Raw genomic sequence first — 13,266 nt, 5'->3', positions numbered from 1 at the left:
CGTGGCTGCGCGGCCCGGAGGCCCGTGCGCCCGGCGGCGCACGCGAGGTTGCGGCGGGGCACCTCATTCGGCATGCCCCTTGCCAAAGCGGCGCATCTCCGACTGAACGAGGCCGCCATGACGCCGCGCATTCCTTCCACCGCCCTGCTGCTGGCCGCCCTGCTGGCCGGCTGCGGCCAGCGCACCAACACGGAGGCTCCCACGGCGCCCGCCGCCCCGGCCGCCTCCACTCCCGCTTCCGCGCCGGCCAGCGCGGCGCAGACCGGCAGCATCGGCCCGCTGCCGGCCGGGGCCAACGACTTCACGGCGCTGGTGCGCAAGGTGGGGCCGTCGGTGGTCAACGTCACCACGGTGCAGACGGTGCGCGGGCAGCCCGGGCTGGGGCTGCCGCCGGGGCATCCGCTGTCCGATTTCTTCCGCCGCTTCGGGCCGCAGGGCGGGCCGCCGCCCGAGGAGCGCAGCCAGGGCGTGGGCTCGGGCTTCGTCATCGACGCCGAGGGCCACATCCTGACCAACGCCCACGTGGTGGCCGACGCCGACGAGGTCACCGTGCGGCTGGCCGACAGCAAGCGCGAGTACAAGGCGCGCGTGGTCGGCAGCGACCGCCAGACCGACGTGGCGCTGCTCAAGGTCGATGCCCAGGGCTTGCCGGTGGCGCCCATCGGCCACTCGGCGCAATTGCAGCCGGGCGAGTGGGTGGCGGCCATCGGCTCGCCCTTCGGCTTCGCCAACACCATCACCGCCGGCATCGTCAGCGCCACGCAGCGCTCGCTGCCTGACGAGACCTACGTGCCCTTCATCCAGACCGACGTGGCCGTCAACCCCGGCAACTCCGGCGGGCCGCTGCTGAACATGCGCGGCGAGGTGGTGGGCATCAACTCGATGATCTACAGCCAGTCCGGCGGCTACATGGGCATCTCTTTCGCGATCCCCATCGACATGGCCATGGAAGTAGCCCAGCAGCTGCGCGCCAACGGCCGCGTCACGCGCGGGCGGCTGGGCATCGGCATCCAGGAGGTGAGCGAGCCGCTGGCGCAGTCCTTCAAGCTCGACGGCACGCGCGGCGCGCTGGTCACGGCCGTGGAGCCCAACAGCCCGGCCGCGCGTGCCGGGCTGACGCCGGGCGACGTGATCCTGGGCTTCAACGGCCAGGCGGTGGCCGACGCCAACGCGCTGCCGCGCCTGGTGGCGGGCACCAAGCCGGGCACCGAGGTGCCCATCGAGGTCTGGCGCAACGGCGCCGGCACCACGCTCAAGGCCACGGTGGCGGAGGCGCCCAATCCGCAGGTGGCCGAGGCGAATCCGGCCGCCCGCAGCGCCGCCCCGAAGCCCACCTCGGTGCAGCTGGGCATCGCCGTGAGCGAGCTGCCGCCCTCGGCGCGGCGCGCGCTGGGCGTGGAGTACGGGCTGGTGGTCGAGGGGCTGCAGGAGGGCGCCGCGCGCAGCGGGCTGCGGCCGGGCGACGTGATCGTGGCCGTCAACGGCCAGCGCTTCGCCAGCCTGGAGGAGTTCCAGAAGCGCGTGACGCAGGCCCCCACCGGCGGCAGCGTCGCGCTGCTGGTGCGCCGCGGCGAAGGCAGCCTGTTCGTGGCGGTGCCGGCGGGCAAGGGGTGAGCGGCACGCCCGCGGCGCCACCCGGGTTGCCAACGGCATGGCCGACCTTCCCGCCCTGGACCTGGCCGACGGCTTCGCCCACCAGGTGCAGCAGTGGGCCCTGGAAGCCGGCGCGGAGCCCGAAGACGCAGCCCTGGCGGCCCGTGCCGCGCGGGCGCTGAGCCTGGCCACCAGCGAGGGCCATGTCTGCCTGCGCCTGGACGAGCTGGACGAGGCCGAGGCGCTGCGCGCGGGGCTGCGTGCCTCGCGCATCGCCGGCACGCCGCAGGCGCCGGGCTCGCTGCCGCTGATCCTCGACGGCGAGCGCCTCTACCTGCACCGCCACTTCGACTTCGAGCGCCGCCTGGCGCGCCGGCTGGCCCGCGCCCGCATCCCGGACCAGCCGGTGACGCCCCGGGCCCGCGCGCTGCTGCGCGAGCTGTTCGCGAGCGACGCCGCGCCGCCGGGCGGCGGTGCCGACTGGCAGCAGCTCGCCGCGGCGCTGGCGCTGCGCAGCCCGCTGCTGGTGGTCAGCGGCGGCCCCGGCACGGGCAAGACCACGGCGGTGGCGAAGCTGCTGGCGGTGCTACTGGCGCAGGCGCCGCAAGCCCGCATCGCGCTGGCCGCGCCCACCGGCAAGGCCGCGGCGCGGTTGAGCGAGGCGCTGCGCGAGCGCGGCATCGACCTGCCGCCCGAGCTGCGCGCGCGGCTGCCCGCGCAGGCCTCGACCGTGCACCGGCTGCTGGGCGCGCAAGGCCCCGGCCGCTTCACGCACCACGCCGGCCACCGGCTGCCCATCGACGCGCTGGTGGTGGACGAGGCCTCGATGCTGGACCTGGCGCTGGCCACGCGGCTGCTGGAGGCGGTACCGCCCGGCGCGCGCATCGTGCTGTTGGGCGACAAGGACCAGCTCGCCGCCGTGGAGGCCGGCGCGGTGTTCGCCGAGATCAGCGCCGACCCGGGTCTGAGCGAGGGCTGCATCCGCGAGCTGGCGGCGCTGTGCGACCTGGACCCGGCCGCCATCGCGCCGCCCGAAGCGCTGCTGCGCACCGGGCTGACCGACCGCGTGGTGTGGCTGCAGCACAACTTCCGCTTCGGCGCCGGCTCGGCCATCGGCCGCCTGGCGCAGGACATCAACGCCGGCCGGGTCGAAGAGGCGCTGGCGCTGTTGCGCCGGGCGGGCACACATGCCGAGGGCGCGCTGTGCTGGCTGCCCGACGCGCAGGCCACGCCCACTGAAGGCACGCGGCAGCGGCTGCTGGCGGGCTTTGGCCCGTACATCGAGGCGCTGCGCCGCGACCCGGGCGACGTGGCGGCGGTGACGGCGGCCTTCAACCGCTTCCGCATCCTGGCCGTGCTGCGCGAGGGCCCGCGCGGCGTGGCGGCGCTGAACCCGCTGGTGGCCGGGCAGGTGCAACGGGCGCTGGGCGCGGCGCCGCAGGCGCGCGGCGGCGCCTGGTATCCGGGCCGCGCCGTGCTGGTGACGCGCAACGACGAGATGCTGCGGCTGTTCAACGGCGACGTGGGCATCGCGCTGCCCGACGCGGACGGCGCGCTGCGGGTGATGTTCCCGGACGGCGCCGGCTTGCGTGCCGTCGCGCCGGCGCGGCTGCCGCCGCACCAGGATGCCTTCGCGCTGACGGTGCACCGGGCACAGGGCTCGGAGTTCGACGAAGTGGCGCTGGTGCTGCCCGAGCACACGGGCCGGGCGCTGAGCCGCGAGCTGCTCTACACGGGCCTGACGCGCTCGCGCGGGCGCGTCACGCTGGTGGGCAGCGCCGCCGTGATCGAGGCGGCCATCGCCTCGCCCACGCGGCACCACTCGGGGCTGATCGCGCGGCTGCGCGAGGAACTGGCCTGAAAAAGACCAACCCCGCACGAGGCGGGGCTGGTAAGGGAACGCTGGCAGCCGGGGCCGCGCCGAGCGCAGCGCCGGGGGCCCGGACGATTAGAAGCGCGAAGCGCTGTAGCCCTTGGGCGGGCGGGCCTGGGACTGGTGATCCAGCCGGTAGCGGGTGACTTCAGCGTCACGCCCGCCGTAGACCTTGGAATAGAACAGATCGCGCGCGGTCACCGGGCCGCGGCGCTGGGGTGTCTCACCCTGGCTGCAACGCTGGCACAGGTCGCCGAACGTCACGAGCTCGAAACAGCCAGGGGTCGTGCACCGGTGTTGCAACATGCCGTACTCCGCTTTGGCGTGGTCAAGGCCACCGATAGTAGGGGTGCCCGCCTGGCACCAGCACCGGGCCAACCCTTACCGGAAACTTTCAAAAACATGCTGCAGCGCAACAACTTACGCGGTTGCGCGCGCACTCATATGTGCGCTGCAACATGGCTGGCGATGGCCAGGCAGGCCGTGAGGCCAGGCGATTCGATGCCGAAGAGGTTGACCAGCCCGGGCACGCCGTGCTGCGCCGCGGCATCGATGCGGAAGTCGGCCGCGGGCTGGCCCGGCGCGCTGATCTTGGGGCGGATGCCGGTGTAGGCCGGAGACAGCGCCCCCTCGGGCAGCCCGGGCCAGTAGCGGCGAATGGCAGCTCCGAAGGCCGGGATGCGGCGCTCGTCCACGCGGTAGTCGAAGCCGGCCGGGTCGGCGTCGGGCAGCCACTCGGTGTCGGGGCCGAAGCGGGCTTGGCCGGCGAGGTCCAGCGTCAAGTGCACGCCCAGGCCGGCCGAGTCGTGCAGCGGGTAGACCAGCCGCGAGAAGGGGCTGCGCCCGCGCAGGCTGAAGTAGTGGCCCTTGCAGGCCCAGGCCCGGGGCACGTGCCGCGCGTCCAGTCCCCCGATGCGCCCGGCCAGGGCCGGCGCGCCGTGGCCGGCGCTGTTGACCACGCGGCGCGCCAGCAGCGCCATGGGCTGCTCGCCGCCGACCTGCAGCTCGATGCCCTCGTTCGTGACCCGCCCCGACAGCACCGGGCTGGCCAGGGCCAGCAGCGCGCCGGCGGACTGCGCGTCGCCCAGCAGGCTCAGCATCAGCGCGTGGCTGTCCACGAGGCCGGTGGAGGGCGACAGCAGAGCGGCCACCGCGCGCAGCTGCGGCTCCAGCGCGCGCGCCTGGGCGGCGTCGAGCCACTGCACGTCGTCCACGCCGTTGGCCAGGGCCTGGGCCTGCAGCGCGCGCAGCGCGTCGAGCTGTCCCTCGTCGGTGGCGGCGATGAGCTTGCCGCAGCGCCGGTGGCCCAGGCCGCGCTCGGCGCAGTAGGCGTACAGCCGCTCGCGCCCCTGCACGCACAGCCGCGCCTTGAGCGAGCCCGTGGGGTAGTACAGCCCGGCGTGGATCACCTCGCTGTTGCGCGAGCTGGTGCCGGTGCCGATGGCGGTGGCCCCTTCCAGCACCAGCACCTCGTGCCCGCGCTGCGCCAGCTCGCGCGCCACCGCCAGGCCCACCACGCCGGCGCCCACGACGACGGTATCGACGCGCTCGGTCATGGCCGCGCCTCCCGGCCGGCGGCCGCGGCTCGGGCATTCCGGGGAAATCCCGGGGAGAAACCGGCGGAAAGGGTATTCGCCGGGCGGCGGCGGGCCGCGTCGTGCAGGGAAGCTATCGGCATGGCGGTGTGCATGGAAAAAGTTACGTCAGGCGCCGCGCCGGCCGCGGCGTGCAGCGCCGCCGCCGCCCGGTCGCATGCGCAAGCATGCACCCGCGCGCGCCGCCGCGGCGCATCCGGCCCGCGCGCGCCACTGCACGCAGACGGCAAGTGCCACCCCGGCGGGGGCCGGCCGATGGTTGCCGCCGCCACCGAGCGATAGGCCGGACACGGCCACTGCCCTGCCTGCGGGAGCCCCGCGGGCGCGCCGCTTGCCATGGTTGTGTGCGCCACGGCCTGGGGCTGCCGCGGCGGGGCGAAAGCGGTGCCGCGGCCCGGCAGGGAGGCGGCACCGGCACTGGCGGACCCTGCTGCCCACGTCGAAATGGGCGGTTGCGTGCGCAACGCCACCGCGCGCTGGCCTACACTGGCCGTCCCTTCGGTAATGAATTGCGAGCCGCCCATGTCAACCCGTTCCAAGCCTGCTGCCCGTACTCCCCCGCCGGCGCTGGATGCGTTGCTCAGTCACCGGTTGCACGAGCTCTACAAGCTCAGCGACGCCTTCGGCAGCGGCAGCGGCCTGCGCGCCAGCGGCGTCGCGCCGGGCGACGCGCGCTGCCTGGCGGCCATCGGCGCCTTCGAGCCGCTGTCGGTGGTGGAGCTTGCCGCCAAGGCGCGGCTCAACAAGGCGCAGGCCAGCCGCGCCGCGCAGTCGCTGGCCGAGCAGGGCCTGGTGCGCAAGCAGGCCAACGCCGCCGACGCGCGCGGCGTGGTGCTCACGCTCACGGCCTCGGGCCGCGCCGCCTGGCGCCGCGTGATGGCGCTCATCGAGCGCCACAACGAGCAGGTCTTCGGCGTGTTCTCGCCCAACGAGCGCAAGCAGTTCGAGAAGCTGCTGGAGCGGCTGCTGGCCCACCACCGCGAGCAGGCCTGAGCGACTGCTGAGGCAGGCGGCCTCTGCGGCAGGCCACGGTCAGCCGCGAAGCGCCAAGCCCGTCAGCCTCCCCTCTCCCGCGACGCGGGAGAGGGGCTGGGGTGAGGGCTGCAGGCACCAAGGACAACGCCGCCTGCGGCAGCGCCCCCTGTCCTTCTCCCCCACTGCGCGGTGGCGAGGGGAAAACCCTGAATCGCGGTAACTGGGCGCCGTCTCAATGCGCCGCCGCCCGCGCGGCGCGGCGCTCGGCCAGGCGGCGCAGGTGCGCCATCGAGAGCTGGTGCGCGTGGATCAGCCGCAGCAGCCCGCTGCGCTGCAGCTCGGCCAGCGTGGCGTCGGGCAGCGCCAGCAGCTTCTCCTCGTCCACGGCCAGGAAGCCGTCCACGCGCAGCGTGGGGCCGTTGTCCTGGCTGATGTCCAGCCGCATCTCGCGCAGCAGGTCCAGCTCCATCAGCCGCTCGCAGCCGCGGCGCGTGCGCTGCACTTCCGCTTCCAGCTCGGGCAGCTGCTGCTGCATGCGCTGCACCAGCTCCGAGGGGCTGCCGTCGGCCTCGAACAGCGGCTCGCCCTCGGTCTCGGACAGCCCGGCGTAGGCGCGGTCGATGCACAGCGCCGCCTGCTCGGCATCGACCTGCGCCAGCGCGAAGGGATAGACCCGCAGCGCTGCGGGCAGGTACTGCGCGGCCCAGCCGCCGTCAGGCCGCAGGTACAGGTTCTCGTCGCGCGTGAGGCCCAGCACCGCCATGGGCGCGACGGCCGAGCGGCCCTCGGCATCGGCGCCGGCGCGCACGAACACGATCGGGTACTCCAGGCAGGCCTGCGCGAACTCCGCGCCGTGCAGGAAGCAGGCGTTGAGCGTGCCGGCCGCCGCGGCGAGGTCCACGGGCAGGCGCAGCCGCAGCGTGCGGTGGTGGTTGCGGTCCAGCGCCACGGGCTGGCGATGCAGGGCGGAATGGATCATGGGCGTCCTTGGAGTTGAACGCGGCGCCGCCTGGCGAGGCGGCCGCCGCGACGATGGTTTCAAACAGGGAAATCAGGTCCGGACGCTGTCCGGCTCGGCGGCAGGCGGCAGCGGGGTGGCCAGCACCTTGTCGATGCGCTTGCCGTCGAGGTCCACCACCTCGAAGCGCCAGTCGGCCCACTCCACCGTGTCGGCGGTCTGCGGCAGCCGGCCCAGCAGCAGCAGCACCATGCCGGCCAGGGTGTTGTAGCGGCCGCGCTCCTCCTCGGGCAGCTCCTTGAGCTCCAGGCGGTCCTTGAGCTCGGGCACGGGGATCAGCCCGTCGAGCAGCCAGCTGCCGTCCTCGCGCGGCACGGCCCAGGGTTGCTCGTCGGCGCCGTTGCCGGCGCTGAACTCGCCGGTGATGGCTTCGAGCAGGTCGCGGATCGTGATCACGCCCTGCACCTCGCCGTACTCGTCCACCACGAACACCATCTCCGCGCCCGAGGCGCGGAAGTGCTCCAGCAGCTCCATGCCCGAGAGCGTCTCGGGCACGAACACCGGCGGCGTGAGGTGGTCGGCGATGTTGAGCGCCTCGCCGTTGAGCACCTGGCGCAGCAGCGCCTGCGCCGCCACCACGCCCACCACGTCGTTGAGGTCGCCGCGGCACACCGGGTAGCGCGAGTGGCCGCCCTCGGCCAGCACCTGCTGCACCTCGGTGGCGGTGGCGGCGGCGTCCAGCCACTGGATGTCGGCGCGCGGGATCATCATCGAGCCGATCTGGCGCTCGTCGAGGCGGAAGACGTTGCGCACCATCTGGTGCTCCTGGGCCTCGATCACGCCCGTCTCCAGCCCTTCCTCGAGCTGCGCGGCGATCTCCTCTTCCGTCACGCTGCGGCTCACGGCGTTGCGGATGCCCAGCAGGCGCAGCACGGCGTTGGTGCACACCGACAGCAGCCACACGATGGGCCGCGCCACGGTGCTCAAGCCCTCCATGGGCAAGGCCACCAGCCGCGCCACCTGCTCCGGGAACATCTGGCCCACGCGCTTGGGCACCAGCTCGCCGAAGATGATGGTCAGGATGGTGATGAGCACCACCACCAGCGCCGTGGCGCTGACCCTGGCGGCATCCTCGGGGACATGCAGCGTCTGGATCAGCCACTGCGACAGCGGCTGCGAGAAGGCGTTCTCGCCCACGATGCCGTTGAGCACGCCGATGGACGTGATGCCGATCTGCACCACCGACAGGAACTTGGTGGGGTTGTCGTGCAGGTCCAGCGCGGCCTGGGCGCCCGGCTCTCCCGCCTCCACCATCACCGACAACCGCGTCTTGCGGCTGGCGGTGAGCGCCATCTCCGACATGGCGAACAACCCGTTGAGCAGGATCAGGAATACCAGTAACGCAAAGTCCATCGGGCAGGCGCGGCGCACCTGGACGGGGCCCGGGCCGGGGAAGAAGTGGCGGGTGAGCGTAGCAGAATCCCCCGAATGCACTATTTGATAGGCGACCTGCAGGGCTGCTGCGACGCGTTCGAGCGGCTGCTGGCCGAAATCGGCTTTTCCCCGTCCCGCGACCGGCTCACGGTGCTGGGCGATCTCGTCAACCGCGGCCCCGAGTCGCTGCGCACGCTGCGGCGGCTGCGCGAGCTCGGCGACGCCGCCGACGCGCTGCTGGGCAACCACGACCTGCACCTGCTGGCGGTGGCGCATGGCGTGCGCCCCGAGCACCGCAGCGACACGCTGCGCGAGATCCTGGACAGCTCCGAGCGCGAGGCGTGGATCGACTGGGTGCGCCAGCGCCCGCTGGCGCTGCGGCGCGAGGGCTGGCTGTGCGTGCACGCCGGGCTGCCGCCGCAGTGGGACGCGGCCCAGGCGCTGGCGCTGGCGGCCGAGGTGGAGGCCCTGCTGCGCGGCCCGGGGCTGCGCGACTTCCTGACCGTGATGTACGGCAACGAGCCCGCGCGCTGGCGCGACGACCTGCAGGGCGCCGACCGCTGGCGCTTCGTCATCAACGTGCTCACGCGCGTGCGCTTCTGCGCCGCCGACGGCACGCTGGACTTCAAGACCAAGGACGGCGCGCTGCAAGCGCCGCCGGGGCTGATGCCGTGGTTCGAGGTGCCCGGGCGCCGCAGCGCCGGCGAGCCGGTGGCCTTCGGCCACTGGAGCACGCTGGGGCTGCTGGAGCGGCCCGACCTGCTGGCGCTGGACACCGGCTGCGTCTGGGGCGGGCAGCTCAGCGCGGTGCGGGTGGACGGCGGGCGGCGCGAGCTCACGCAGGTGCGCTGTCAGCAGGCGCAGAAGCCGGGCCCGGTATGATGCGCGCCGCTTCAGGTGCCCCCGGTTCATCCCGGGGGTTGAACGGGAAGCAGGTGAAGCGGCGCGGCGGGATGTTCACACCCGATTGACGCCGCCCAGGCCTGCGCTGCCCCCGCACCGGTAGGCAGGCATGCCGCTCATCACGAGGCCACTGCGGGCACCGCGCCCGTGGGAAGGCGATGGACGGCGCGTGCGTGATGGCACCGCACGCGGCCCGCGAGCCCGGATACCGGCCTAGCAAGCACCGCCGCCGCGGCCCGATCGTGCCGCGGCTCCTTGCCACTGCAGCCTGCGGGGACGCTGGCTGCCGGAGTCCTTCCCGATGAAGTCCCTTTCCCACCGCCCCGCCGCACTGTGCGGCCTGGCCCTGCTGGCCCTCACTCCCATCGCGCGCGCGGCCGACGCCGCGGCGCAGCCCGTGACCGTGGCGCAGGCGGATCTGTCGGCGCAGCCGGTCGTGGTCACGGCCACGCGGCTGCCGCAGCCCGTGGCCCAGACGCTGGCCGACGTGCGCGTGATCGATGCGCAGCAGATCCGCAATGCCGGCGCCATGTCGCTCACCGAAGTGCTGCAGCTCCACGGCGGCGCCGAGATCTCCAGCAACGGCGGCGCCGGCCAGAACTCCAGCGTGTTCCTGCGCGGCACCAACAGCAACCACGTGGTGGTGCTGGTGGACGGTGTGCGCATCGGCAACGTCAGTGATGGCACCACGGCCTTCGAGCACCTGCCGCTCAACCAGATCGATCGCATCGAGGTGCTGCGTGGCCCGGCCAGCAGCCTCTACGGCGCCGACGCCATCGGCGGCGTGATCCAGATCTTCACCAAGCAGGGCGAGCACACCAGCGCCCGCGTGGGCCTGGGCAGCCAGCAGACGCGCGAGGCCTCGGCCAGCGTGGGCCGCCGCTTCGGCGACACCAGCGTCTCGCTGCGCGCGGGCTACGAGAAGACCGACGGCATCAACGCCACCAACCCGGCCAGCGGCTTCTATTACAACCCTGACCGCGACGGCTATCGCAACGCCAACCTCGGCGCAACCGTGGCGCACGACTGGGCCGCCGGCCACACGCTCACGGCGCGCGCCTGGGGCAGCGAAGGCCTCGCGCGCTTCGACAACGGCCTGGGCAGCACCGACGACCGCACGAAGCGCCGCCTCTCGGGCCTCTCGCTCGAGAGCAGCGACAAGCTCTCCACCACGTGGCGCAGCCTGCTGCGCCTGGCACGCGGCACCGACCACTACCGCACCGAGGGCAGCTCCCCGAGCCTGTTCCGTACGGACCAGGACCAGTTCACCTGGCAGAACGATGTCACCCTGCCGCTGGGCGCCCTGGCCGCCGGCGTGGAGTGGCGGCGCGAACGGCTCGACAGCTCCACGCGCTACACCCAGGACGAGCGCATCCTGCGCTCGGTCTTCGGCAGCTACGCCCTGACGCAGGGTGCGCATCAGGTGGAGGCTTCACTGCGCCACGACGACGACTCGCAGTTCGGCGGCCACAACACCGGGCGCCTGGGCTACGGCTTCCAGCTGGCACCGGCGTGGCGGCTGTCGGCCGCAGCCGGCACGGCTTTCAAGACGCCCACCTTCAACCAGCTTTACTGGCCGCTGTCCTTCGGCTTCCAGGGCAACCCCAACCTGCGTCCCGAGCGCGCGCGCAACGTCGAGCTCGCGGCGCGCTATGACGACGGCGCGCTGCGCGGCGGCCTGACGCTGTTCCAGAACCGCGTGCGCGACCTGATCGCCAGCACGCCGGACTTCAGCACCGTGGTCAACGTCAATCGCGCCCGCATCCGCGGCGCCACGCTCGATGCCGGCTACGTGACCAGGCTGTGGAGCGCGCGCGCGGAGTGGACGCAGCAGTCGCCCGAGAACGCCGACAACGGGCTGCAGCTCAACCGCCGCGCCCGGCATTTCGGCAGCGCCAGCTTCGACTGGACGCCGGGCGCCTGGCGCGCGGGCGCCGAGATCGTGGGCAGCGGCGAGCGCTTCAACGACGTCGCCAACCTCACCCGCCTGGGCGGCTACGCGCTGCTGAACCTGCGCGCCGCCTACGCGCTCACGCCCGAGTGGAGCCTGTCGGCCCGCGTCAACAACGTGGCCGACAAGCGCTATGAGCTGGCCTACGGCTACAACCGCCCCGGCCGCGAAGTCTTCGTCGCGCTGGAATACGCGGCCAAGTAAGCGCACCCATGCCCCGCGCCCTGCGCATCTGGCTGCTGCTGGCGCTGCTGGCCGCCGCCGCGCTGGGCGTGGCGCTGGCCAGCGGCAGCAGCGAGATCGCGCTGGCCGAGCTGCCGCGGCTGCTGTTCGCGCCCGACGACAGCCCCGCCGCGCAGGTGCTGCACGCGCTGCGGCTGCCGCGCGCGCTGTGCGCCTTCGCCAGCGGCGCGCTGCTGGCGCTGGCCGGCGCGCTGATGCAGGTGCTGCTGCGCAACCCGCTGGCCGACCCTTATGTGCTGGGCACCTCCGGCGGCGCGGCGGTGGGCGCGCTGGGCGTGCTGATGCTGGGCGGCGGCGCGCTGGCCCTGCAGCTCGGCGCCTTCGGCGGCGCGCTGCTGTCCACGGTGCTGCTCTTCGGCCTGGCGCAGCGCGCCTGGCAGCCGCAGCTCGGCGAAAGCGAGGGCAGCGTGCCGCGGCTGCTGCTCACCGGCGTGATGCTGGCGGCGCTGTGGGCAGCCGTGACGCTGCTGCTGCTCACGCTGGCGCCCGAGGCGCAGCTGCGCGGGATGCTGTTCTGGCTCAGCGGCGACCTCTCCGGCGCCGACGCCCCGGGCTGGCCGCTGGCGGCGCTGGCGCTGCTGCTGGGGCTGTCCTGGCCGCTGGCGCGCGAGCTGAACCTTCTGCTGCGCGGCGCGGCCGGGGCGCAGGCCCTGGGCGTGGGCGTGGCCTCGCTGCGCCGGCGCCTGTACCTGCTGGCCTCACTGGCCAGCGCGGTGGCGGTGGCCAGCGCCGGCACGGTGGGCTTCGTCGGGCTGGTGGTGCCGCATGCGCTGCGCCTGCTCATCGGCAACGACCAGCGCGTGCTGCTGCCGGCCTGCGCGCTGGGCGGCGGCACGCTGCTGCTGCTGGCCGACACCCTGGCGCGCACCGCCGTCGCCCCGCAGCAGCTGCCCGTGGGCGTGGTGATGGCGCTCATCGGCGCCCCCGCCTTCATCGCGCTGCTGCTGCGCGCGGAGACGCGGCGATGAGCGCGCTGCTGGAAGCCCAGGGGCTCGCACTGCGCGCGGGCGAGCGCACGCTGCTGGCGAACTTCGACCTGCGCATCGAGCCCGGCCAGTGCTGGGCGCTGCTCGGCCCCAACGGCAGCGGCAAGAGCACGCTGCTGCATACGCTGGCCGGATTGCGGCCGGCGCAGGGCGGCCAGGTGCGCCTGGAGGGCCGGCCGCTGGCGCAGTGGCCGCCGCTTGAGGCCGCGCGGCGGCGCGGGCTGCTGCCGCAGCAGCTGCACGATGCCTTCGCCGCGCCGGTGCTGGACGTGGTGCTCACCGGGCGCCACCCGCACCTGCCGCGCTGGGGCTGGGAGGGCGAGGACGACCGCCGCATCGCCCGCGCCGCGCTGGCCGCGGTGGACCTGTACGGCTTCGAGGCGCGCGACGTGCGCGGCCTCTCCGGCGGCGAGCGCCAGCGCGTGGGCATCGCCGCGCTGCTGGCGCAGGCCCCGCGCCTGCTGATGCTCGACGAGCCGCTGGCGCACCTGGACCTGCCGCACCAGGTCGCCGTGCTGGCGCACCTGCGCGCGCTGGCGCAGCGCGAGGAGCGCGCCGTGCTGCTGTCCATCCATGACCTCAATCTCGCGCACCGCTTCGCCACCCACGCGCTGCTGCTGGGCCGGCCCGGCGTCGCGCCCAGGGCCGGCGCAGCCGACGCAGTGATGAGCGCCGCGGCGCTGTCCGAGGCCTTCGGCCACCGCGTGCGCCGCGGCGAGCTGCAAGGCCGCACCGTGTTCGTGGCGGACTGATGC

At 74.0% G+C, this 13,266-nt stretch carries 11 protein-coding genes and 1 riboswitch; of the genes, 7 read left to right on the top strand and 4 right to left on the bottom strand.

The window, feature by feature from the left end; translation table 11 throughout:
* The first annotated feature begins 117 nt into the window (after positions 1 to 117).
* Positions 118 to 1,614 carry a DegQ family serine endoprotease gene (locus tag HHL10_RS08105; RefSeq protein ID WP_169159845.1) on the top strand — a complete coding sequence of 499 codons (1,497 nt, stop codon included), beginning with the start codon at positions 118 to 120 and terminating at the stop codon, positions 1,612 to 1,614.
* A 37-nt stretch (positions 1,615 to 1,651) separates the two neighbouring features.
* Positions 1,652 to 3,454 carry an exodeoxyribonuclease V subunit alpha gene (gene recD, locus HHL10_RS08100; protein ID WP_169159844.1) on the top strand — a complete coding sequence of 601 codons (1,803 nt, stop codon included), beginning with the start codon at positions 1,652 to 1,654 and terminating at the stop codon, positions 3,452 to 3,454.
* Positions 3,455 to 3,541: 87 nt separating this feature from the next.
* Here recD and HHL10_RS08095 read toward each other — a convergent pair whose 3' ends face one another.
* A complete protein-coding gene (locus HHL10_RS08095; RefSeq protein ID WP_169159843.1) occupies positions 3,542 to 3,772 on the bottom strand; it encodes a hypothetical protein in 231 nt (76 codons plus the stop codon).
* A gap of 134 nt (positions 3,773 to 3,906) precedes the next feature.
* Complete coding sequence (locus tag HHL10_RS08090; RefSeq protein WP_169159842.1) at positions 3,907 to 5,022, bottom strand: NAD(P)/FAD-dependent oxidoreductase; 1,116 nt, start codon at positions 5,020 to 5,022, stop codon at positions 3,907 to 3,909.
* A gap of 561 nt (positions 5,023 to 5,583) precedes the next feature.
* On the opposite strand from HHL10_RS08090, the gene HHL10_RS08085 reads away from it, so the two are divergent.
* The gene (locus tag HHL10_RS08085; RefSeq protein ID WP_169159841.1) at positions 5,584 to 6,054 is read left to right on the top strand and encodes a MarR family winged helix-turn-helix transcriptional regulator; all 471 of its coding nucleotides are present in this window, start codon (positions 5,584 to 5,586) and stop codon (positions 6,052 to 6,054) included.
* A 214-nt stretch (positions 6,055 to 6,268) separates the two neighbouring features.
* On the opposite strand, the gene HHL10_RS08080 is transcribed toward HHL10_RS08085, so the two are convergent.
* Together HHL10_RS08080 and HHL10_RS08075 are read right to left on the bottom strand one after the other, a co-directional pair.
* Entirely contained in the window at positions 6,269 to 7,015 is a 747-nt protein-coding gene (locus tag HHL10_RS08080) for a SapC family protein (protein ID WP_169159840.1), read from the bottom strand.
* Positions 7,016 to 7,087: 72 nt separating this feature from the next.
* Complete coding sequence (locus HHL10_RS08075) at positions 7,088 to 8,407, bottom strand: hemolysin family protein (RefSeq protein ID WP_169159839.1); 1,320 nt, start codon at positions 8,405 to 8,407, stop codon at positions 7,088 to 7,090.
* 75 nt (positions 8,408 to 8,482) lie between these two features.
* On the opposite strand from HHL10_RS08075, the gene HHL10_RS08070 reads away from it, so the two are divergent.
* The 4 genes from HHL10_RS08070 (at position 8,483) to HHL10_RS08055 (ending at position 13,263) form a co-directional block, all read left to right on the top strand.
* A complete protein-coding gene (locus tag HHL10_RS08070) occupies positions 8,483 to 9,310 on the top strand; it encodes a symmetrical bis(5'-nucleosyl)-tetraphosphatase (RefSeq protein ID WP_169159838.1) in 828 nt (275 codons plus the stop codon).
* Positions 9,306 to 9,562, top strand: a riboswitch (cobalamin riboswitch). It overlaps the preceding gene by 5 nt.
* A gap of 70 nt (positions 9,563 to 9,632) precedes the next feature.
* Positions 9,633 to 11,486 (top strand): TonB-dependent receptor domain-containing protein, encoded by a 1,854-nt coding sequence (locus HHL10_RS08065; protein ID WP_169159837.1) that lies wholly within the window; start codon positions 9,633 to 9,635, stop codon positions 11,484 to 11,486.
* 8 nt (positions 11,487 to 11,494) lie between these two features.
* On the top strand, positions 11,495 to 12,493 hold the full coding sequence (locus tag HHL10_RS08060) for a FecCD family ABC transporter permease (RefSeq protein WP_169159836.1): 999 nt from the start codon (positions 11,495 to 11,497) through the stop codon (positions 12,491 to 12,493).
* Complete coding sequence (locus HHL10_RS08055) at positions 12,490 to 13,263, top strand: ABC transporter ATP-binding protein (protein ID WP_169159835.1); 774 nt, start codon at positions 12,490 to 12,492, stop codon at positions 13,261 to 13,263. Before HHL10_RS08060 ends, HHL10_RS08055 begins: the two co-directional genes overlap by 4 nt.
* Positions 13,264 to 13,266 lie beyond the last annotated feature (3 nt).

The organism is Azohydromonas caseinilytica (assembly GCF_012927045.1).
Taxonomy (GTDB): domain Bacteria; phylum Pseudomonadota; class Gammaproteobacteria; order Burkholderiales; family Burkholderiaceae_C; genus Azohydromonas; species Azohydromonas caseinilytica.
This window is presented reverse-complemented; position numbering and strand designations above follow the sequence as displayed.

What these genes read in the sequence shown, in the direction of transcription:
- HHL10_RS08095 (WP_169159843.1), bottom strand. Translation starts at nt 3,772, where the DNA reads ATGTTGCAACACCGGTGCACGACCCCTGGCTGTTTCGAGCTCGTGACG.
- HHL10_RS08085 (WP_169159841.1), top strand. Translation starts at nt 5,584, where the DNA reads ATGTCAACCCGTTCCAAGCCTGCTGCCCGTACTCCCCCGCCGGCGCTG.
- HHL10_RS08090 (WP_169159842.1), bottom strand. Translation starts at nt 5,022, where the DNA reads ATGACCGAGCGCGTCGATACCGTCGTCGTGGGCGCCGGCGTGGTGGGC.
- HHL10_RS08080 (WP_169159840.1), bottom strand. Translation starts at nt 7,015, where the DNA reads ATGATCCATTCCGCCCTGCATCGCCAGCCCGTGGCGCTGGACCGCAAC.
- HHL10_RS08070 (WP_169159838.1), top strand. Translation starts at nt 8,483, where the DNA reads ATGCACTATTTGATAGGCGACCTGCAGGGCTGCTGCGACGCGTTCGAG.
- HHL10_RS08065 (WP_169159837.1), top strand. Translation starts at nt 9,633, where the DNA reads ATGAAGTCCCTTTCCCACCGCCCCGCCGCACTGTGCGGCCTGGCCCTG.
- HHL10_RS08055 (WP_169159835.1), top strand. Translation starts at nt 12,490, where the DNA reads ATGAGCGCGCTGCTGGAAGCCCAGGGGCTCGCACTGCGCGCGGGCGAG.
- HHL10_RS08075 (WP_169159839.1), bottom strand. Translation starts at nt 8,407, where the DNA reads ATGGACTTTGCGTTACTGGTATTCCTGATCCTGCTCAACGGGTTGTTC.
- HHL10_RS08060 (WP_169159836.1), top strand. Translation starts at nt 11,495, where the DNA reads ATGCCCCGCGCCCTGCGCATCTGGCTGCTGCTGGCGCTGCTGGCCGCC.
- recD (WP_169159844.1), top strand. Translation starts at nt 1,652, where the DNA reads ATGGCCGACCTTCCCGCCCTGGACCTGGCCGACGGCTTCGCCCACCAG.
- HHL10_RS08105 (WP_169159845.1), top strand. Translation starts at nt 118, where the DNA reads ATGACGCCGCGCATTCCTTCCACCGCCCTGCTGCTGGCCGCCCTGCTG.